This is a genomic window from Sphingomonas sp. GW821-FHT10F11 (assembly GCF_058809095.1).
Genome location: NZ_JBXASH010000013.1, coordinates 23761 through 42825, shown reverse-complemented (window position 1 = coordinate 42825; position 19065 = coordinate 23761). Strand labels below are relative to the sequence as shown.

Annotated in this window: 20 protein-coding genes; 14 read left to right on the top strand and 6 right to left on the bottom strand. The window is 66.4% G+C overall.

Annotated features, from left to right (window positions below; genetic code table 11):
• Positions 1-76: 76 nt before the first annotated feature.
• The gene (locus AC1RT8_RS23670; RefSeq protein ID WP_493078905.1) at positions 77-829 is read right to left on the bottom strand and encodes an ImuA family protein; all 753 of its coding nucleotides are present in this window, start codon (positions 827-829) and stop codon (positions 77-79) included.
• 134 nt (positions 830-963) lie between these two features.
• Between AC1RT8_RS23670 and AC1RT8_RS23665 the strand changes: the two genes are divergently transcribed.
• From AC1RT8_RS23665 to AC1RT8_RS23635, 7 genes are all read left to right on the top strand, one after another.
• Positions 964-1758: a glutaminyl-peptide cyclotransferase gene (locus tag AC1RT8_RS23665; protein WP_493078903.1), complete on the top strand. Its 795-nt coding sequence runs from the start codon at positions 964-966 to the stop codon at positions 1756-1758.
• 312 nt (positions 1759-2070) lie between these two features.
• Positions 2071-3360 (top strand): 3-methyl-2-oxobutanoate dehydrogenase (2-methylpropanoyl-transferring) subunit alpha, encoded by a 1290-nt coding sequence (locus tag AC1RT8_RS23660; RefSeq protein WP_493078901.1) that lies wholly within the window; start codon positions 2071-2073, stop codon positions 3358-3360.
• A gap of 62 nt (positions 3361-3422) precedes the next feature.
• Positions 3423-4427, top strand: coding sequence for an alpha-ketoacid dehydrogenase subunit beta (locus tag AC1RT8_RS23655; RefSeq protein WP_493078957.1), 1005 nt, complete (start codon positions 3423-3425; stop codon positions 4425-4427).
• 1 nt (position 4428) lies between these two features.
• Positions 4429-5751: a dihydrolipoamide acetyltransferase family protein gene (locus AC1RT8_RS23650; protein WP_493078899.1), complete on the top strand. Its 1323-nt coding sequence runs from the start codon at positions 4429-4431 to the stop codon at positions 5749-5751.
• Between the two features lie 2 nt (positions 5752-5753).
• The gene (locus AC1RT8_RS23645; protein ID WP_493078897.1) at positions 5754-6407 is read left to right on the top strand and encodes an MAPEG family protein; all 654 of its coding nucleotides are present in this window, start codon (positions 5754-5756) and stop codon (positions 6405-6407) included.
• Between the two features lie 97 nt (positions 6408-6504).
• Complete coding sequence (locus AC1RT8_RS23640) at positions 6505-7290, top strand: pyrroline-5-carboxylate reductase (RefSeq protein ID WP_493078896.1); 786 nt, start codon at positions 6505-6507, stop codon at positions 7288-7290.
• 571 nt (positions 7291-7861) lie between these two features.
• The gene (locus AC1RT8_RS23635; protein WP_493078895.1) at positions 7862-7993 is read left to right on the top strand and encodes a hypothetical protein; all 132 of its coding nucleotides are present in this window, start codon (positions 7862-7864) and stop codon (positions 7991-7993) included.
• A gap of 66 nt (positions 7994-8059) precedes the next feature.
• Here the strand turns inward: AC1RT8_RS23635 and AC1RT8_RS23630 are convergent, their stop codons facing one another.
• A complete protein-coding gene (locus tag AC1RT8_RS23630) occupies positions 8060-8767 on the bottom strand; it encodes an HPP family protein (RefSeq protein ID WP_493078893.1) in 708 nt (235 codons plus the stop codon).
• A 78-nt stretch (positions 8768-8845) separates the two neighbouring features.
• Entirely contained in the window at positions 8846-10111 is a 1266-nt protein-coding gene (locus AC1RT8_RS23625; protein ID WP_493078891.1) for a thiolase family protein, read from the bottom strand.
• A gap of 126 nt (positions 10112-10237) precedes the next feature.
• Between AC1RT8_RS23625 and AC1RT8_RS23620 the strand changes: the two genes are divergently transcribed.
• Genes AC1RT8_RS23620 through AC1RT8_RS23610 form a run of 3 tightly spaced genes read left to right on the top strand, consistent with a single transcriptional unit; the run spans position 10238 to position 11534 of the window.
• Entirely contained in the window at positions 10238-10567 is a 330-nt protein-coding gene (locus tag AC1RT8_RS23620; protein ID WP_493078889.1) for an ArsR/SmtB family transcription factor, read from the top strand.
• Complete coding sequence (locus AC1RT8_RS23615; RefSeq protein ID WP_493078888.1) at positions 10564-11001, top strand: SRPBCC family protein; 438 nt, start codon at positions 10564-10566, stop codon at positions 10999-11001. The genes AC1RT8_RS23620 and AC1RT8_RS23615 overlap by 4 nt, the downstream gene beginning before the upstream one ends.
• Before the next feature lie 2 nt (positions 11002-11003).
• Positions 11004-11534, top strand: a complete 531-nt coding sequence (locus tag AC1RT8_RS23610; RefSeq protein WP_493078886.1) for an SRPBCC family protein — start codon at positions 11004-11006, stop codon at positions 11532-11534.
• Between the two features lie 45 nt (positions 11535-11579).
• On the opposite strand, the gene AC1RT8_RS23605 is transcribed toward AC1RT8_RS23610, so the two are convergent.
• The gene (locus AC1RT8_RS23605) at positions 11580-12776 is read right to left on the bottom strand and encodes an acetyl-CoA C-acyltransferase (protein WP_493078884.1); all 1197 of its coding nucleotides are present in this window, start codon (positions 12774-12776) and stop codon (positions 11580-11582) included.
• A 204-nt stretch (positions 12777-12980) separates the two neighbouring features.
• Here AC1RT8_RS23605 and AC1RT8_RS23600 point away from each other — a divergent pair, with 204 nt between their 5' ends.
• The 4 genes from AC1RT8_RS23600 to AC1RT8_RS23585 all read left to right on the top strand — a co-directional run bounded on the left by AC1RT8_RS23600 (position 12981) and on the right by AC1RT8_RS23585 (position 16942).
• On the top strand, positions 12981-13676 hold the full coding sequence (locus AC1RT8_RS23600; protein WP_493078882.1) for a response regulator: 696 nt from the start codon (positions 12981-12983) through the stop codon (positions 13674-13676).
• A complete protein-coding gene (locus tag AC1RT8_RS23595) occupies positions 13673-15232 on the top strand; it encodes an ATP-binding protein (protein WP_493078880.1) in 1560 nt (519 codons plus the stop codon). Before AC1RT8_RS23600 ends, AC1RT8_RS23595 begins: the two co-directional genes overlap by 4 nt.
• A gap of 160 nt (positions 15233-15392) precedes the next feature.
• On the top strand, positions 15393-16574 hold the full coding sequence (locus AC1RT8_RS23590; protein ID WP_493078878.1) for a BaiN/RdsA family NAD(P)/FAD-dependent oxidoreductase: 1182 nt from the start codon (positions 15393-15395) through the stop codon (positions 16572-16574).
• A 59-nt stretch (positions 16575-16633) separates the two neighbouring features.
• Entirely contained in the window at positions 16634-16942 is a 309-nt protein-coding gene (locus AC1RT8_RS23585; RefSeq protein ID WP_493078877.1) for a DUF6968 family protein, read from the top strand.
• A gap of 263 nt (positions 16943-17205) precedes the next feature.
• On the opposite strand, the gene AC1RT8_RS23580 is transcribed toward AC1RT8_RS23585, so the two are convergent.
• Positions 17206-18129: a GGDEF domain-containing protein gene (locus AC1RT8_RS23580; protein ID WP_493078875.1), complete on the bottom strand. Its 924-nt coding sequence runs from the start codon at positions 18127-18129 to the stop codon at positions 17206-17208.
• A gap of 83 nt (positions 18130-18212) precedes the next feature.
• Positions 18213-18956, bottom strand: coding sequence for an HAD-IIB family hydrolase (locus AC1RT8_RS23575; protein ID WP_493078874.1), 744 nt, complete (start codon positions 18954-18956; stop codon positions 18213-18215).
• Between the last annotated feature and the right edge of the window lie 109 nt (positions 18957-19065).

Genomic DNA, 19065 nt, shown 5'->3' with positions numbered 1-19065 from the left:
GCGCGCGCCGGGACGCCAGCCGCCGTCGCGCGGGGCTGTGCGGATATCGACGATCGGTTGTGCCGGCGTGCGCGCTTCAGGCGGCGCGGCGGCGCGTTCCGCCCGCCGCAGCCGGTCGATCGGCCAGTCGGGCAGGTAGAGCGAGGCGACCCGTTTCATCGCATGCCTCCATCGTCCATTTATGGGGTTCGCCGCCGCGCTGACGGACCAGTTCGATCCGCCAGCGCGGGCAACCGACGCCTTCGACCGGGAGCGGAGTCGAAGGCGCGGCGGCGATTCTCCAGCGCGTTACCGCGGCTGACGGCACGGCGAGCGGATTGCCGCCCTCGCGCGCATGACGTTTGAGCAGCAGCGCGATCGTCTTGCCGCCCTCCGCCGCGAGCTGCAGCCGGCGGGTATTGGCCATCGACGCGCTCTTCACCTCGCCGATCACCGCGCCCAGCCCGCGATGCCGCAGCCCTTCCTCCATTAGCGCGAGCAGCTCGGCATCGTCCGTTGCCTCGGCATAAAGAATCCGCTCGGGCGCGAGCCCCGCCTGGTAGAGCCCCGGCGCGAACAGATCCCGTCGCCGCACCACCCACAGCACCGGTCCCCAGGCGCGCGCGGCGATACCGGCCATGAACAGGGTCGCGGCGGCATCGTCGCCCATGCCTGGGCTCGCCGCGGCGATCTCATGCAGCGCGCCGAGCGTGAGGCCGCCCGTCGCCAGCCGCGAATCGATCGCACCGATGCCGAAGGGCAGCACCGGCCGCCGGCGCAGCCCATCCCCCTCGATCGCGCGAAGCGTTTCGCGTAAGGCGGAAAGGGCGACGGCAGACGACAAATACACGACTCGCTGAATGAGTATGTTCCTATTTTGTTCCGGTTGGCGCAACGAGTCAATCGGGGAGTCGAGCCTTCGCCCGGACGGCCGCCCCCACCGGCCCTCTTTCGCTTCCCCCATCGCCATGCAACACCGGGGCGATGTTCCATCGTGCCCTGCTGTTCGTGCTGCTCTGCCTGGCCGGTTCCGTCGCAACGGCGCAGGGTTCCATCCCGGTACAGCGTGTCGAGATCGTCAGGACTTATCCGCACGACCCCGCGATCTTCACCGAAGGCCTCTTCTATCGCGACGGCGCGCTCTACGAGAGTTCGGGACTGCGCGGCCGATCGTCGCTGCGCCGGGTCCGGATCGAGGATGGCCGGACGGAAATTCAGACATGGCTGCCTGGCGCGGTGTTCGGCGAGGGCATTGTCGACTGGGGCGACGAGATCATCGGCGTCACCTGGCGCAACGGCGCCGGATATCGCTGGGACGCGCGGACGCTCGGGCTGCGCTCCGGCTTCGACTATGATGGCGAGGGCTGGGGGCTGACCCATGACAGCGAGTCGCTGATCCTGAGCGACGGCTCCCCCCTATTGCGCTTCCTCGATCCGGCGACTTTCCAGGAACGGCGGCGGATTCGCGTCACCGCCGGCGGAAGGCCGGTCCCCCTGCTCAACGAACTCGAATGGGTCGACGGGGAAATCTACGCCAATGTCTGGAAGACCAATCGCATCGCGCGGATCGATCCGGCGACGGGCGACGTGAAGGCGTGGATCGACCTGGCCAATGTCGATCGGCTCGGCGGCGGGCAGGACAGCGAGGATGTGCTGAACGGCATTGCCTGGGACCCGGCCGGCAAGCGCCTGTTCGTTACCGGAAAACGCTGGTCGAAATTGTTCGAAATTCGCCTGTTGCCGCCGGATCAGGCGGTGCGGGTTGCGAAAACCCGATAGTGGTCGAGCGCGAGGCCCATGGCGGCGTCACGAACAGCAGTGCCGGCACCGGCGTCCGGGCCGCGGCATGCAGCGCGACCATCGACCCACAATCGCCCGCCCGGCCTGCATTTTTGCACGTGAAGCCTGAAGGGTGGGCATATGTGGCTTTTCCCGCGGGAAACGTCCGGTGGCAGAGTGGTCAGCCCGTCGTCACGATCGGTACGGCGGGCCCCTCGCCAAGCGCTTTGAAATTTTATAACAAGGCCCGAACGGCGACTCCGTGCGTTGGCCTCATGCAAACGCGCGAAACGCGCACTGATTGGAGAGAGCATGGCAAGCGACAGTCCGCGCGCCAATTTACAGCCATTGTCGCTCTATGTGCCGGAACCCAAGTTCCGCCCCGGCGATACGGTCGATTTCACTGAGGTTGCGATCCCCGCGGCCGGCGACGCCCGCAGGCCCGATACCGCCGACCGCGCCGAGACCTTCATCGATCTTGCCTATGAGCTGGTCCGCGTGCTCGACGACGAGGGCAATGCCGTCGGCCCGTGGAACCCGCGCCTGTCGCCCGATACGCTGCGCGCGATGCTCCGCTCGATGGTGCTGGTTCGCGCCTTCGACGAGCGCATGTTCCGCGCCCAGCGCCAGGGCAAGACCAGCTTCTACATGAAGTGCCTCGGCGAGGAGGCGGTCGCTGTCTCCGCCGCCTTCGCACTCGATTATGAGGACATGTGCTTCCCGTCCTACCGCCAGCAGGGCCTGCTCATCGCGCGCGGCTGGTCGATGGTCGACATGATGAACCAGATCTACTCGAACAAGGGCGATCGGCTTCAGGGCAAGCAGCTGCCGATCATGTATTCGGTCAAGGAAGCCGGCTTCTTCTCCATCTCCGGCAATCTCGCCACGCAATATCCCCAGGCCGTGGGGTGGGCGATGGCCTCGGCAGCGAAGGGCGACACGCGCATCGCCGCTACCTGGTGCGGCGAGGGCTCGACCGCCGAGGGTGATTTCCACTCCGCCTGCACCTTCGCCAGCGTCTACCGTGCGCCAGTGATCTTCAACGTCGTCAACAACCAATGGGCGATTTCGAGCTTCTCGGGCTTCGCCGGCGCTGAATCGACCACCTTCGCGGCGCGCGCGATCGGCTATGGCATTGCTGGTCTCAGGGTCGACGGTAACGACGCTCTCGCCGTCTATGCCGCGACCGCCTGGGCCGCCGAGCGGGCCCGGACCAACCAGGGCCCAACCCTGATCGAGCATTTCACCTACCGAGCCGAAGGCCATTCCACCTCGGATGATCCCGGCCAGTATCGCTCGGCCGGCGAGCCCACGGCCTGGCCGCTCGGCGATCCGATCAAGCGGCTGAAGGATCACCTGATCCATATCGGCGAATGGGACGAGGATCGCCACGCCGCGCAGGACCTTGCGCTCGCGGAAGAGGTGAAGCGCGCGCAGAAGGAAGCCGAACAGAACGGCATCCTCGGCCACGGCCTCCACCAGCCGCTGGACACGCTGTTCGACGGCGTGTTCGAGGAGATGCCCTGGCATCTGAGGGAACAACAGGCGCAGATGCTGGCGGAAGAAACCGCCTCGGGCCGGCCATGGGCACGCAAGTCATGAGCGACATCACCGATCCCGCCGACATCATCGCCCCTGAGGGTAACGAAGACGGCACCGCCCGCATGAACATGATCCAGGCGATCAACTCCGCCATGGACGTGATGATGGCCCGCGATCCCGACGTGATCGTGATGGGCGAGGATGTCGGCTATTTCGGTGGCGTGTTCCGTGCGACCGCCGGCCTCCAGGCGAAATACGGCAAACAGCGCGTGTTCGACACGCCGATCACGGAATGCGGCATCATCGGCGTCGCGGTCGGCATGGGTGCCTATGGCCTGCGCCCGGTGCCGGAGATCCAGTTCGCCGATTACATCTATCCCGCGCTCGACCAGCTCGTGTCGGAGGCGGCGCGGCTGCGTTACCGCTCGGCGGGCGAGTTCACCTCGCCGATCACGGTGCGCTCGCCGTTCGGCGGCGGCATCTTCGGCGGCCAGACGCACAGCCAGTCGCCCGAGGGCATCTTCACCCATGTCTCCGGCGTGAAGACGGTGATCCCGTCGACCCCGTACGACGCCAAGGGCCTGCTCATCGCGGCGATCGAGGACAATGATCCGACGATCTTCTTCGAACCCAAGCGCATCTATAACGGTCCGTTCGACGGCCATTGGGACAAGCCGACCAGGAACTGGTCGCAGCATCCCGCGGGCGAGGTTCCGACCGGCTATTACAAGATCGAGCTGGGCAAGGCGAAGATCGTGCGCGCCGGCGAGGCACTGACGATCCTGGCGTACGGCACCATGGTCCATGTCTGCCTTGCGGTGGTCGAAGAGGCCGGCGTCGATGCCGAGATCATCGATCTGCGCACCCTGGTGCCGCTCGATATCGAGGCGATCGAGACGTCGGTGAAGAAGACCGGGCGCTGCATGATCGTGCACGAGGCGACCCGCACCAGCGGCTTCGGCGCCGAGCTGTCGGCGCTCGTCCAGGAACGCTGCTTCTACCATCTCGAAGCGCCGATCGAGCGCGTGACCGGCTTCGACACCCCCTATCCGCACAGTCTGGAATGGGCCTATTTCCCGGGGCCAGTCCGCATCGGCGAAGCGCTGAAGAAAGTGATGAAGGACTGACATGGCACGTTTCACGTTCAAGCTTCCCGACATCGGGGAAGGCATCTCCGAAGCGGAGATCGTCGCGTGGCACGTGGCCGTGGGCGACCGCGTCGAGGAGGACCAGGGCCTCGCCGACATGATGACCGACAAGGCGACGGTGGAGATGGAATCCCCGGTCGCCGGCGTCGTGGTCGAGCTGGCCGGCGAGGTCGGCGACCAGGTGTCGATCGGCGCGGCTTTGGTGGTGATCGAGACCGATGCCGCCGAGGATGCGATCGAACCGTCGCCCGAGACGGTGGCCGATGTCGCCCCAGGCGATCTGCCTGAGGAAGAAACCAGGGCCGAGGAAGTCGAAGAGCAGATCGAAGCGGAAACGCCGGGTGCCGAGGCAATCGAATCCCCCCAGCCGTTCGTTTCGAGCGACGTCGAGAAACCCGCCCCGGCACCTGAGCCTGTCGTCGGATCCGCGCCGCAGGCGAGCGCTCATGTCCTCGCTTCCCCCGCCGTCCGCGCCCGTGCGGCCGACCTCGGCATCGACCTCGCCAGCGTAAAGTCGGAAGGCGACCGCATCCGCCACGCCGATCTTGACGCCTTCCTGCGCTACGGCTCGGGCCAGGGCTATCATGCCCCGCACGCCAGCCGCGCCCGCGCGGACGAGCCGATCAAGGTCATCGGCATGCGCCGCCGCATCGCCGAGAATATGGCCGCCTCGAAGCGCGCCATCCCGCACTTCACCTATGTCGACGAGATCGACGTCACCGCGCTCGAGGACATGCGCGCCGATCTCAACGCCAATCGCGGCGGCCGGCCCAAGCTGACCATGCTGCCGCTGATGATCGTCGCGATCTGCAAGTCGATCCCCGACTTCCCGATGATCAACGCGCGCTATGACGACGAGGCCGGCGTGGTGACGCGCCATGGCTCGATCCATCTCGGCATGGCGACTCAGACGCCCGCGGGCCTGATGGTCCCGGTGATCCGCGACGCGCAGGACCTCAATGTCTGGCAGCTCGCCAGCGAGATCGGTCGCCTCGCCGAGGCAGCCCGCACTGGCAAGGCGAAGAGCGAGGAGCTCAGCGGCTCCACTCTCACCATCACCTCGCTCGGCCCGCTCGGCGGCATCGCGACGACGCCGGTGATCAACCGGCCCGAAGTCGCGATCATCGGCCCGAACAAGATCGTCGAGCGCCCCGTGTTCCGCGGCGACGATATCGTCCGCGCCAAGCTGATGAACCTCTCGATCAGCTGCGATCACCGCGTCGTCGACGGGTGGGACGCGGCAAGCTATGTCCAGGCGCTCAAGAAATATCTCGAGACGCCCGTGCTGCTCTTCGCCGACTGACGATGTCGAACCGCCTCGTCCCTGGATCGATCGAGGCGCAGCAGCGCACGCTTGCGATGGGCGTGGTGCTGGCCTTGCCGGTTGCGATCGGACTGTGGTTCTTCATCGACCGCTCCATGCCGTCGGTCCCCGGCATGGCGACCCAGACGGCGCGCTTCTTCTTCGCGCTCCACTGTGTCGGCATCGCCACCCTGCTCGCCCTGCTGCCGGGCATCGAAGCGGTCGCGCACGAACGGCTGGTGACGCCCGCGATCGATCCGCTGGCCGGCGCTGAATCGCCGCGGATGCGGGTCAACCAGCGCTATGTCCAGAATACGATCGAGCAGCTCTGGCTGTTCGTGCCGGGGTTGCTGATGCTCGCCGTCCAGGCGCGCGACGGCGGCTCGATGCGCGCGGTGGTCGCCTGCACCATCGTCTGGGTGCTGGCACGCTGGGTGTTCTGGATCGGTTATCTGCTCGGGCCCCGCTTCCGCTCGGCCGGGCTGATCGGGATGGTGCAGAGCATGATGGTGCTGCTCTATTGCGTCGGCCGCTTCGGCTATCTCTGGCTCGGCTGGTGGGGCGCCATCGCGCTGATCGCGCCCTTCGCCCTGGCCGAATTCTACATTGTCGGCATGTTGCGCTGGGAAAGCTGGCGGGCGCAGGACGCGGCCTGACGCGCTCGACCACATTCTCGCGGTGACAGCATCGCGCCAGCCCTTATTGTAATAGCCCCGAAATTCTGGCGCCGCCCGGCGTCGATCGGAGCATGGCATGAATCTCGGCTTTATCGGCACGGGCGCGATCAGCGCGGCGATCATACGCGGCCTTGGCCCCTCCTTCGGCGAGGGCGCGACGATCCACCTCTCGCCCCGCAGCGCGGCGGTCGCGGCGGCGCTGGCGGCGGAATTCCCGCATGTGCACGTCGCCGCCTCCAACCAGGCGGTGCTCGATGCGAGCGACGTGGTGATGCTCGCGGTCCGGCCTCAGGTCGCGCGCGAGGTGATCCCACCACTGCGTTTCCGGTCCGACCATCATGTCATCAGCCTGATCGCCACCCTGTCGCTCGGAACCCTGGCCGACCTCGTCGCCCCCGCGCTGAGCATCGCGAAGGCCGTGCCGCTCCCCGCCGTCGCGCTGGGCCGCGGCGCGACCGCCATCTATCCGCCCGACCCGATCGCCGCTGACCTGTTCGACCGCACCGGCACGGCGATCCAGGTCGACGATCCTGCCAGCTTCGACGCGCTCAGCGCCGCCACCGCGACCATGGCGTCCTGGTTCGCCTTCGCCGAGTCGATCGCCGGGTGGCTCACCGACAATGGCATTCCGGCTGCCCAGAGTCGCCGCTATGTCGGGGCCATCTTCGACGGGCTGGCGGCGATGGCGGCCACGATGCCCGGGCAGGACTTTCCCGCGCTCGCTGCCGACCATGCCACCTTGGGCGGCCTCAACGAACAATTGCTCGACCATCTGACGCGGGAAGAGCTGTTCGTCGGGGTCCGGCAGGGGCTGGACGCGATTCTGGCGCGGATCGAGGGCCGCGCCGCACCGGCATCCTGACCCTCGTCGCGATCGCCATTCTTCGCATCTGCAACAGGATCGCCGCCCCATTCCGGGTAGGCCAAGGGTGCGTATCGACTTAAGCACCTCATTTCATGACATGATTTGTCATAAAAAGAACATCTGTTTATGGTTATAATTTGGTTGCATCAGCTAGCATATTCTCAAATAATAGAATTGCGATTCGGTTAGGATCGAAATCGGTCGAAAAGGTCAAATACCGGGCACGAAAGCCTTTCCGGACTGCTAGCTCGTGCCACCTGGGATCAGGTCGTGCAGGCTGTGTGAATCGATCTGAGCAAGTATCGTCAGTCTCGCTTTCTATGATTTTCACTTCCTGGAGGGTGGTATCATGGATTTTCGCAGTTCCACCGGTGCGTTGAAAATACGATATGTATCCGGTCTCAGGGTCTGGACCAGGCCGCGTGTGACGCTGCTTGATCCCAGTGACATCCCTCGCGAAGTCCAGGAAGAAATCGCGCGTCAACTGAAGGATCTGCCGGCTCGGTCATAGGCCGGTCTGCCGATGGCGCGTCTTCGTTGTTCGCGCATTGCTAGGGATCAGGACGTCATGGTTCGAGAAATTGCCGGGTTCACCCTCATCGCATTGCTCATGCTGTCGGCGCTGGCGGGCATGGTCCTGCTCGTGAAGAGCCGGCGAAAGCGACGGCCGCGCATGCCGCGGCTGAACATCCTCGATTGACCGTCAGCGGGCCGGCTTCCCGAGTTCGCCCGGTCCCTGGACCGACTTGTACGCTTTCGGGTCCCGTCAGTGCCGATGGCGTACGGTTCGCCGCGCAGCCGAGCAGCGTTCCCGTTCGTGAAAGGCTGCGCGCTGCAGCAGCAGGTCGAGATCCGCACGGCTGACGTCGAGCGTCTCGCCGAGATCGGCGAGTGCTAGGTCGATCGCCTCGGGATGGAAGCCCTGCGCACCCGGCGCCGTCGCCGTCCGGTGCGGATAGCTGTGGCCCGAGAAGCGGTGAAAGGACAGTCCGACCAGCACCAGCGCGACGCTGTTGGTCGCGACCGGCATCAGCGCGAACCAATAGCCCGATGCGGCAATCACCGGCCCGCCGATCACCGCTGTCAGTGCGACCGCGCCGCCCGGCGGATGCAGGCAGCGCAGCAGCGACATGGCAAGCGTCGCCCCGGCCACCGCAAGTCCGGCCGCGACGATCGACGGGGGCATGAGGTGCGCCAATGTCACCCCGACCAGCGCCGAGACCACATTGCCGCCGAACACCGCCCATGGCTGGGCGAGCGGGCTGGCCGGCACCGCGAACATCAGCACCGCCGAGGCGCCGACCGGCGCGAGCAGGAGGGGAAGCTCCGCCACGGTCAGGTGCAGGCCGGTGCAGATAAAGGCGGTCAGCGCGATGCCGATCAGCGCGCCGATACAGCCGACTACCCGATCCCGGAAACTCGCACCCGCCAGCAATGGATTGAAAAGACGCGGGAACCGCGGTGACAGCTTCATTGACACTCCGTCGGCATGGCCGGGTGCCGTGCCGTGCCCAACTGCCAGCCGGGCGCGCAAAGTTCAACGCAGCCGTATCTATGGCCGCCGCAACAACGATACCGTGCCGTGCCCGCCATCGGCGCACACGCTGACCACGGCCCAGGTGCCGCTCGGCTTGCCCCACAGCTCCTTCACCGCCTGGCTCAAATCGCGCGCGCCGGTCGCGGCGAAGGGATGGCCGATCGCCACCGATCCACCGTTGGGATTGACCCGGTCCCAGGGGAAGGGCCCGAACTCGAAGTCCACGCCGGCGCGGTCGCGCGTCCAGCCGGGCTTATCCAGCGCGGCGACATTGGCCAGCACCTGCGCCGAGAATGCCTCATGGATCTCCCACAAGGCGACATCCTCATAGCGTAGCCCATGTCGTGCCAGCAGCCGGGGGATGGCAAAGCTTGGCGCCATCAGCAGCCCGTCCTCGGCATGGTCGACCGCCGCGATCTCGTGATCGACCAGTTCGGCATAGGGGGTGCCCTCGGGCAGCCTTTTCACCCCCGCCTCGGTCGCGACCCAGCAGGCCGCCGCGCCATCGGTGATCGGCGAGCTGTTGCCCGCGGTCAGCGTGCCCTTGCCGCTGGTCTTGTCGAAGGCGGGCGCCAGGCTGGCGAGCTTCTCGGCCGAAGTATCGGCGCGGGGATTGGCGTCGTGTGCGATCTCGGGCAGCGGAATGACCAGGTCGTCGAAAAAGCCGTTCTCCCAGCCAGCGACGGCGCGCTGATGGCTCTTCAGCGACCAGTCGTCCTGCGCCTCGCGCGAAATCTCCCAGATCTTCGCCGTCTCTTCCATGTGATCGCCCATGGTCCGCCCGGTGATGCGATTGGCGAAGCCCTTGATCGGCAGCACAAGGTCGTTCGGCGTCAGCGCCTGCAACGCGGCGAGCGCTGCGGGTGGATCGGTACGGAACAGCTTCACGATCCGCTTCGACGCGTCGAGCTTCAGCCCGATCGGCGGATTGCTCATCACCTCCGATCCGCCGACCAAGGCAAGATCCTTGTCGCCGCCGAGCATGCCCGCCGCCGCGAAGGCCGCGACCATCGAGGTCGAGCAGGCAAGCACCGCGGAAAAGGACGGCACGGTCGGGTCGAGTCCCGCATCGAGCCAGATCTCGCGCCCGATATTGCTCCAGCCAAGACTCGGGATCACCGTGCCCCATAGGAACAGGTCGGGCCGCGCCTTGGCCGCCATCGCCTGGGCGACCGGCACCGCCATGGTGATCGCATCATGATCGGCAAGCGCCCCGCCGCCGCGCCCGAACGGGGTTCGAAGACCGGCCGCGATATAGATGGGCTGGGCGAAGCGCTGCATGTCCGGTCTCCTTCGTTTCGACGTCGATCTGGTCACGCGCAGCGCCTGCCGCAAGCACCGGCAGCCAAGAAGAAATATTCAACCGATTAGTTGACAGTTGGCGGCGAAGGATCAATATACAACCATATGGTTGAACGACTCGACATCACTTTCGCCGCGCTGGCCGATCCCACCCGCCGCGCCATGCTCGCCAGCCTTTCCGGCGGGGAGCGCAGCATTGGGGAACTGGCCGCACCGCACGCGATGAGCTTCGCCGGCGCCTCGAAACATGTCCAGGCACTGGAGCGGGCCGGGCTGGTCGAACGCCGCAAGGCCGGCCGGCAACAGCTTTGCCGCCTGAAGGCGGAGCCGTTGCGCGAGGCCCAGGCCTGGCTGCGGCAATGGGAGAAATTCTGGAACGAGCGGCTCGATATCCTCGATGAGTTGCTCAAGGCCGAAAAGGAGAGAGCGAAATGACCGCCCCCGTCATCCTCACCGTCACCCGCGATTTCGATGCAGCGCCGGAAGCCGTGTTCGACGCGTGGCTCGATCCCGAAAAAGCCGGGAAATTCCTGTTCAAGACGCCCGACGGCGACATGCGCACGGTCGAGATCGACGCCCGTGTCGGCGGTCGCGCGCTGATCGTCGAGCGCCGCGCCTCGGGGGATGCGCACCACCGCCTCGAATATCAGGTGATCGACCGCCCGCGCCGCCTCGTCTTCCTGTTCGCCGCCGATCCGGCCGAGGAGGGCGAATGGACCCGCGTGGCGATCGACATCGTCGCGAAGGGGCGGGGTGCGACCCTCACCCTCACCCACGAGATGGACCCCGAATGGGCCGCCTACAAAGACCAGACCCGCAAGGGCTGGACGATGATCCTCGACACGCTCGCTATCGTTCTGGAGAAATGACCATGCTCGCTATCGAAAAAACCGCCCCCGGCACCATCCGTCTCGAACGCGTGCTCGACGCGCCGATCGACACCGTCTGGCGCTATCTGGTCGATGCCGAACTGCGGTCGCAATGGTTCGCCGGCGGCACGCTCGAGCCGCATGTCGGCGGTTCGGTCGATCTCGTCTTCGATCACGACAATCTCTCGGCGGACGACGTGCCCTATCCCGAGAAATATCGCGAGCATCGCGGCGCGGTCTCCCATGAGAAGGTGACGGCGTTCGAAGCACCGCATCTTGTCGCCTGGAGCTGGGACGGCGGCAAGGAAGGCGAGGCCCGCTTCGAGCTGACAGCAATGGGCGACAGGACCCGGCTGGTGCTGACGCATAGCGGCATTTCGGGGCCCGCCGGCCTGACCGATTTCGGCGGCGGCTGGCATTCGCATCTCGCGGTGCTGGAGACGAAGCTGTCAGGCGGCACGGTGCGCGACTTCTGGGCGCTGCATGCGGAATCGGAACGGCTGGTCAAGGAGGCTTTGAGTCAGGACGCCTGAGCCAAGCGCCCTCTCCCCCTGGAAAGGGGAGAGGGCCAGAAGGCCTCAAACCACCTCGAACAACCCCGCCGCGCCCATGCCGCCGGCGGTGCACATCGACACCACCACATAGCGCGCACCCCGTTTCCGTCCTTCGATCAACGCATGCCCCACCAGCCGCGACCCGGTCATTCCGAACGGGTGCCCCACCGCGATCGCGCCGCCATTGACGTTGTACTTCTCCGGATCGATGCGGAGATGGTCGCGGCAATAGAGGCACTGGCTGGCGAACGCCTCGTTCAGCTCCCACAGCCCGATATCCGCCACCGACAGCCCCGCCCGAGCCAGCAGCTTCGGGATCGCGAAGACCGGCCCGATGCCCATCTCGTCCGGCCCGCACCCGGCCGCCTGGAAGCCGCGATAGATGCCGAGGATCTCCTTGCCCTCGGCCTCGGCGGTCGCCCGGTCCATCAGGATCTGCGCGGATGCGCCGTCCGACAACTGGCTCGCATTGCCCGCGGTAACGTTAGATCCCGGCCCGGTGAACTCCCCGCCCGGCCACACCGTCTTCAATCCGCGCAGTGCCTCGAGCGTCGTGCCGGCGCGGATGCCCTCGTCCTGTGATACGGTGACCGTCTCGGTCCCGGTGCGGTTGCCCTCCTTGTCGAACACCGCCTTCTCGACCGTGATCGGCGCGATCTCCTCGACGAACGCGCCCTTCTCCAGTCCCGCCGCCGCACGCTGCTGGCTCTGCGCGCCATACGCGTCCTGGGCCTCGCGGCTGATGCCATAGCGTTCGGCGACGATCTCGGCGGTCTCGATCATCGGGATGTACGCGGCCGGTTCCTGCGCGATCACCGATTTGTTGATGAAGCGCGGCGCGTCCTTGGTCACCGTCAGGCTGATCGATTCCATGCCCCCGGCCAGCGCCACATCCATCTCGTCGCACAGGATCGATCGCGCCGCGAGCGCCACCGCGGTCAGCCCAGATCCGCATTTCCGGTCGAGCGTGAACGCCGGCACGCTCTCGGGCAGATTGCCGGCGAAGATCGCCATCCGCCCCGCATTGCCGCCCTGGGTCCCCCATTGCCCGCCGACGCCCCAGAACACCTCGTCGATCCGCGCCGGATCTACCCCTGCGCGCTCCACCGCGGCGTTCATCACATGTCCTGCGAGCACCGGCGCCTCGGTGATGTTGAACGCGCCGCGATAGGCCTTGCCGATCGGGGTACGGGCTGTGGCGACGATGGCAGCTTCACGCATGGAGAGTCCTTTCGAGGATCGGGTATGGTGAGCGCTCTAGGCGCGACGGGGGGATTTGGGAAGGCCGTACGTCTGCACAATTTCTCCACAGGCGCCGGATGAGGAGTCGACGATGCGGGCCTAAACCGCACCCGTCACGCCGGACTTGGGCATGACATGGAGTAAGTCGTTGACCGCCAGACCCGCAGGATCACAATGAAACCCATGAGCCACCGCATCCTCGTCGTCGACGACGACCCCCATATCCGCGAGCTGCTGGCCTTCGCGCTGGCCAAGGCCGGCATGCGGCCGAGCGAGGCGGCTGACGGGCAGGAGGCGCTCGAAGCGATCGGCCGCGAGATGCCCGATCTGATGGTGCTCGACATCAACATGCCGCGCCTCAACGGCCTCGACCTGTGCCGGCGGCTGCGCGCCGCGGGCGGGGCAGGGGCGGGGCTGCCGATCCTGTTCCTCTCCTCGCGCGACGACGAGATCGACCGCATCGTCGGCATCGAGATCGGCGGCGACGATTATGTCGTGAAGCCCTTCTCCCCGCGCGAGGTGGTTGCCCGGGTCGGCGCGATCCTCAAGCGCGGCGTGCCGCCACCCGAGCCCGAAAATGTCGTCCGCAACCGCCTGACCCTCGACACCGACGGCTGGGAGGCACGCTGGGACGGCGCGCCGGTGCCGCTCACCGCCACCGAATTCCAGCTCCTGCTGCTGCTCGCCGCCAACCCGGCCAAGGTCTATACCCGTGACGCGATCATCGATCGGCTGCATGGCCCCGGCTTTGCCATCACCGACCGCACGATCGACAGCCATGTCCGCAATCTCCGCGCGAAATTCGAAGCCCTGTCGGTGGGGGCCGACCTGATCGAGACGCGTGCCGGCATCGGCTACCGGATCGGCGCCTGTAGTTGATCGGAACACTCAAGACTTTTGCGAAAGCGCATTGGCCCAAGCTCAGGCTGCGTTCGATCCTGCTCGGTACCCTGTTGTTCGTCGCCGCGCTGCCCGGCGTCGCGGCGCTGTTCCTGCGCGTCTATGAGAACACCATCGTCCAGCAGACCGAGGCGGAACTGATCTCGCAGAGCGTGGTGCTGGCGTCGGCGTATAAATCGGCGTGGCGGAACGGCGTGCCCGATACGTCGCGCCGTCTGCTCGCGCCCGAGATCCCGACGATCGACCTGCGCACCATGCCGGTCCTGCCGGCGCGCCCGGCCGAGACGCGGCGCGGCATGCCGGATCGCCACGCCGCGATGGTCGCCCGCATCCTGATGCCGATGGCGAGCGACGCCGCGGCGGTGACCCTGACCGCGACCCGCCTGCTCGACGCGAACGGCATCGTGGTGCTCGGCCGCGACGATGTGATGTTGAATTACGACAATCTTCCCGAGGTCCGCACCGCCCTCGCCGGCAGCCCGCGCACGGTATTGCGGGAACGCAGTCGTTACGAGGCGCGGAGCTGGCTCGCCGTGTTCAGCCGCGCCTATGCGATCCGCGTGCATCATGCCCGGCCGGTGATCGATCAGGGCCGGGTGATCGGCGTGGTGATGCTGTCGCGCACCCCGCGCGGTCTGTTCGTCGGCCTCTACCAGGATCGCGGCAAGATATTGCTCGGCATCGGCCTGATCTTCACGACCTTGCTGGTGCTGGTCGCCCTGCTCTCGCGCGGCATCGCCCGTCCGATCGACGCGCTGGCGCGGGCAAGCGAGGATGTCGCGCGGGGGCGGGTGGAGGTACCCGACACCCCCGTCACCGCCGCGGTCGAGATCGCCCAGCTCTACGACAATTTCCGTGCCATGGCCGATCGCATCGAGCGTCGCTCGCGCTACCTCAAGGATTTCGCGGCGGCGGTCAGCCACGAGTTCAAGACTCCACTTGCCGGCATCCGTGGCGCGCTGGAACTGCTCGACGAGCATGGCGCGGAGATGAGCGAGGAGGAACGCCGCCGCTTCATCGCCAATGCCACGGCCGATGCCGACCGGCTGTCCCGGCTGGTCCAGCGGCTGCTCGATCTCGCGCGTGCGGACATGGCGAGCATCGACGCCGGCGCCCGCGCCGATATCGTCGCGTCGGCCCGGCGCGTCGCTGACTCGTTCCGCTCGGATCGTTTCGCGGTGGATGTCGCAGGCGATCCGGAGACCGCGACCGCGCGCATCACTCCGGAGGTGGTCGAAACCCTGCTCGAAACCCTGGTCGAGAACAGCCGCCAGGCCGGTGCCGAGCGGGTCAGCATCCGTGTCGAACCGGCGGATGGCGACGTGATCCTGTGGGTCACCGATGACGGCCCCGGCATCGCGGTCGCCGATCTGGAGCGGATCTTCGAACCCTTCTTCACCGGCCGCCGAGAAGCGGGCGGGGCGGGGCTTGGCCTCGCCATCGCCCGGTCATTGCTGGCCGCGACGGGTGGCACGATCGTGGCGAAGGAAGTCCCGGCCGGCGCCTGCTTCCGGTTGCGGCTGCCGGTGGCGTGACCTCTTCTTCCCCTCTCCCAGCGGGAGGGGGGTGGCCTGCGCAGCAGGCCGGGGTGAGGGCGACTTGATCAAGTCGCTGATTGTCACCCTCACCCTCCCGCCGCTACGCGGCTCCTTCCCTCTCCCGCCGGGAGAGGGATTTAGGTAACGCTCGTCCCAGATGACCAACCCCCAACCCTATGACACCATCATCCTCGGCGCCGGCGCCGCCGGCCTGATGTGCGCGCTCACCGCCGGCCAGCGCGGCCGGCGTACGCTGCTGCTCGATCACGCCGACGAACCCGGCAAGAAGATCCTCATCTCCGGCGGCGGGCGGTGCAATTTCACCAACATCAACACCGCGCCCGACCGTTATCTCTCGGCCAACCCCCATTTCGCCAAGTCGGCGCTGGGCCGCTATTCGGCGCAGGATTTCATCGATCTGGTCGATCGCCACGGCATCAAATGGCACGAGAAAACCCTCGGCCAGCTCTTTTGCGACGGCTCGGCGAAGCAGGTCGTCGCGATGCTGCTCGACGAATGCGACGCCGGGAACGTCGCCATCGGCCTCGGCCAGCCGATCCGCGAGATCGATCATGCCGATGGCCAATACCGTGTCACCTATGGCGATCGAACCGCAATCGCACCCTCACTGGTCATCGCGACCGGCGGGCCCTCGATTCCGAAAATGGGCGCGACCGGTTTTGCCTATGATCTCGCCCGCAAATTCGGCCTGAAAGTGGTCGAACCCCGCCCGGCTCTGGTCCCCTTCACCCTGGGCGGCGAAGAAACCCTGTTCCGCTCGCTCTCCGGCGTCGCCGCCGAGGTCGTCGCTCGCTGCGGCAAGACGGCGTTCCGGGAAGCCGCACTGTTCACCCACAAGGGCCTGTCGGGTCCGGCGATCCTGCAGATCTCGTCTTATTGGCGCCACGGCGAGTCGATCGGGATCGATTTCCTGCCCGATCTCAAGCCAGGCTGGCTGGCCGAGGCAAAGCGCGCCAATCCGCGCACCGCTTTTCGCAAGCTGCTCGCGACCCACCTGCCGTCGCGCCTCGCCGAAACCCTCGCCGACCGCCTCGGGCTGGAAGGCGAGCTTGGCGCCCAGACCGACAAGCGCCTCGAAGAGGCCGCCCGCCGCCTCGCCGACTGGCGCTTCACCCCCAACGGCACCGAAGGCCTCGCCAAGGCGGAAGTAGTGGCCGGCGGCATCGCCACCGACGGTCTGTCCTCGCAGACGATGGAGGCCCGGAAAGTGCCCGGCCTCTATGCGATCGGCGAGGCGGTCGACGTCACCGGCTGGCTTGGCGGCTATAATTTCCAATGGGCCTGGGCCAGCGGCTGGGCCGCGGGACAGGTGGTGTAAGCATGCCGCGGAGAGCGAGCGCCGCTGCCATCGTGGATTTATCGGCGGGAGAGTGACAGATGCCTGGGACATTGTTCGCATCGAGGACATTCGCCATGGGCGCAGTGGAGGTGCCCTGTCACTTCTTCAAGCCCGAGCCCTACGGACAAACTTTCCGATGCGATTTCCAGATCGATTTTCCGTCACGTGTGAGACGGTTTTACGCCTGCGGTGTCGATGAAGTGCAGGCGCTTCATCTCGCGATGCAAACCGCTCATGTCGATCTTCTCTCTTCGGCCGAATATCAGCACGGCGGATTGCGTTGGCTGGGTATGCGGGATCTCGATCTCCCGCTTCCCGGCAATGTGACGCCTGACGACTTCTCATAAGGCGGCATCATGAGCGCGATTCAATCGATCGCTTGAATAGGGTAAAATAACCGGCGCCTTTTGTGGCACGATCCGGTCGGCCGTCGGATCGCCCCGGGGGGTGTGCCAAAACTCTCCAACACCAGCGGCCGGGAATGCGCGGTTTCCCCTCGCGATTTTCCAACAGAGCGGCTGCAAACGCCGCCGACTTTTGTCACACTCTCCAACAGGCCGTCGGCGCGGGCATTCCGTTCAGCGCGAGCGCATGACGCGTCGAAAATAAATCACGCCGCCAGCTGCCACCGGCTCCGCCCGGCGCGCTTCGCTGCGTACAGCGCCTCGTCAGCCCGGCATACCAGCTCGCGTAGCGAGACGTCGCTCTCCTCGCTGCACGACACGCCGACGCTCGCCCCGATATGCGCAAAGGCCCCGTCCACCTCGTACACGGTGCCGAGCTGCTTCACGATCCGCGCCGCCGTCTTCTCGGCCAATGCGCGGTCGGCATGGTGCATGATGATGCCGAACTCGTCGCCGCCGACCCGGGCGACGAAATCGCCCTCGCGAATCTGCAGCGGCAGCCGCCGGCCGACTTCGGCCAGCACCATGTCGCCCGCCTTGTGGCCCAGCCGGTCGTTGATATGCTTGAAATGGTCGAGATCGATCAGCAACAGGCTCGCCTTGTGCCTCAGCGGGCCGGATAGCGCCTCCTCGAAACCGCGCCGGTTGTACAGGCCGGTCAGATGATCGGTGACCACCTGCCGCTGCAGCCTGGCATTGACCTCCTGCAGCGCCTGCCGCGCCTCCATCCGTTCGGTCAGATCGACCACCTCGGAAATGAAGCGGATCGGCGTGCCGTCCTCCTCGCGCACCACCGTCGCGGTGAGCAGCACATGGACGACGCCGCCATCCTTGTGGAGGTACCGCTTCTCCATCTGATAGCTGTCGCGCTCGCCCCGCATCACTTCCTCGAAGAGATGCAGATCGGCGCGGATGTCGTGCGGATGGGTGAAGTCGGCAAAATGCATGCCCGCCACCTCGCCCGGCGCATAGCCGAGCAGCGCCGCGAACGGCGCATTCACTTCCTCGCAAATACCCGTCACGGCGACGATGGCCTTGCCCGTTGCCGCCGCATGGAATGCCGCCGTGAACATCTGCCGGCTGGTCCGGAGCTCCCGCTCCAGGGCGTCGGCACCCCCATCAATCATCATGCCCGATCCTGCAGCCTGGCCGCGAAACCTGTTCGCGTTGCGCAGGACGATAGGGCGCCGGGGTTAACGAGTGATTTGCCGTCTCATTTCTGACAGGCGACGATCGCGGCTACCACGGACAGTGTCTCTTCAGGGTCGCGGACCCGCACGGTGTCCAGCCCCAGCTCCTTGGCGGGGTAGTCGTTGCCGCCCGGGAAGATCGCATCGCCGATGAACAGCATCGCCTCCAGCGCGATGCCGCTCGCATCGCGCAGTTTCTTCAGGCCGTACGCCTTGTCTACGCCCTCGCGGGTGATGTCGATCGAGGTCGCGCCGCCCATGTTGATCGACAGGCCGGGCAGGCGCTTGCGCAGATCGGCCTGGATCACCTTGCGCTTGGCGAAATCGGGGTCCCAATGTTCCTTGGCGTCGAGCGGGGCCTGCTGGCCAAGTGCCGAAAAGGTGATCTGGCTGCCACGATCCTCGATCCGATCGCCCCAGGTCTGTTCGGGCACGAAGCCGGTCGCCTTCAACGAAGCGTCGAACGCCGCGAAGATCGCCTGTTTCTGCGCGTCGTCGAACAGCTCCGCATATACCGCGCTCCACGTCCCGTCGAAGCGGTAGAGCTTGGTGCCCGTTGTGGGCATCAGCCATAGCCGGGTCAGGTCGGCGCGGGCGGGCAGGCGGCTTGCGACTTGCTTCTCGAACTGCGGCCAGTCCCCGCCCGAGATGACCGCGACATGCGCCACGCCGAGCAGGTCGGCCAGCGCCTCGCCCATCGGCGCCTGCAGCGGCTGCTTGCTCTCGGCGAGCGTGCCGTCGAGGTCGAACGCAACCAGCTGCTTCATGCCATGCTCCTTGGGATCGGGTTCTGCCGCAGTGCGGCGAGACTGGGTGCAAGCGCCTCATCCCGCCGGAAGTTCCGCCATGATTCCACGCCTCTATGGAACCGTTATG

Coding starts and splice junctions, on each gene's coding strand:
- AC1RT8_RS23575 (WP_493078874.1), bottom strand. CDS start 18,956: ATGAAGCAGCTGGTTGCGTTCGACCTCGACGGCACGCTCGCCGAGAGC.
- AC1RT8_RS23610 (WP_493078886.1), top strand. CDS start 11,004: ATGCTCGCTATCGAAAAAACCGCCCCCGGCACCATCCGTCTCGAACGC.
- AC1RT8_RS23655 (WP_493078957.1), top strand. CDS start 3,423: ATGAACATGATCCAGGCGATCAACTCCGCCATGGACGTGATGATGGCC.
- AC1RT8_RS23620 (WP_493078889.1), top strand. CDS start 10,238: ATGGTTGAACGACTCGACATCACTTTCGCCGCGCTGGCCGATCCCACC.
- AC1RT8_RS23600 (WP_493078882.1), top strand. CDS start 12,981: ATGAGCCACCGCATCCTCGTCGTCGACGACGACCCCCATATCCGCGAG.
- AC1RT8_RS23660 (WP_493078901.1), top strand. CDS start 2,071: ATGGCAAGCGACAGTCCGCGCGCCAATTTACAGCCATTGTCGCTCTAT.
- AC1RT8_RS23640 (WP_493078896.1), top strand. CDS start 6,505: ATGAATCTCGGCTTTATCGGCACGGGCGCGATCAGCGCGGCGATCATA.
- AC1RT8_RS23615 (WP_493078888.1), top strand. CDS start 10,564: ATGACCGCCCCCGTCATCCTCACCGTCACCCGCGATTTCGATGCAGCG.
- AC1RT8_RS23580 (WP_493078875.1), bottom strand. CDS start 18,129: ATGATGATTGATGGGGGTGCCGACGCCCTGGAGCGGGAGCTCCGGACC.
- AC1RT8_RS23585 (WP_493078877.1), top strand. CDS start 16,634: ATGCCTGGGACATTGTTCGCATCGAGGACATTCGCCATGGGCGCAGTG.
- AC1RT8_RS23650 (WP_493078899.1), top strand. CDS start 4,429: ATGGCACGTTTCACGTTCAAGCTTCCCGACATCGGGGAAGGCATCTCC.
- AC1RT8_RS23635 (WP_493078895.1), top strand. CDS start 7,862: ATGGTTCGAGAAATTGCCGGGTTCACCCTCATCGCATTGCTCATGCTG.
- AC1RT8_RS23590 (WP_493078878.1), top strand. CDS start 15,393: ATGACCAACCCCCAACCCTATGACACCATCATCCTCGGCGCCGGCGCC.
- AC1RT8_RS23630 (WP_493078893.1), bottom strand. CDS start 8,767: ATGAAGCTGTCACCGCGGTTCCCGCGTCTTTTCAATCCATTGCTGGCG.
- AC1RT8_RS23605 (WP_493078884.1), bottom strand. CDS start 12,776: ATGCGTGAAGCTGCCATCGTCGCCACAGCCCGTACCCCGATCGGCAAG.
- AC1RT8_RS23625 (WP_493078891.1), bottom strand. CDS start 10,111: ATGCAGCGCTTCGCCCAGCCCATCTATATCGCGGCCGGTCTTCGAACC.
- AC1RT8_RS23665 (WP_493078903.1), top strand. CDS start 964: ATGTTCCATCGTGCCCTGCTGTTCGTGCTGCTCTGCCTGGCCGGTTCC.
- AC1RT8_RS23645 (WP_493078897.1), top strand. CDS start 5,754: ATGTCGAACCGCCTCGTCCCTGGATCGATCGAGGCGCAGCAGCGCACG.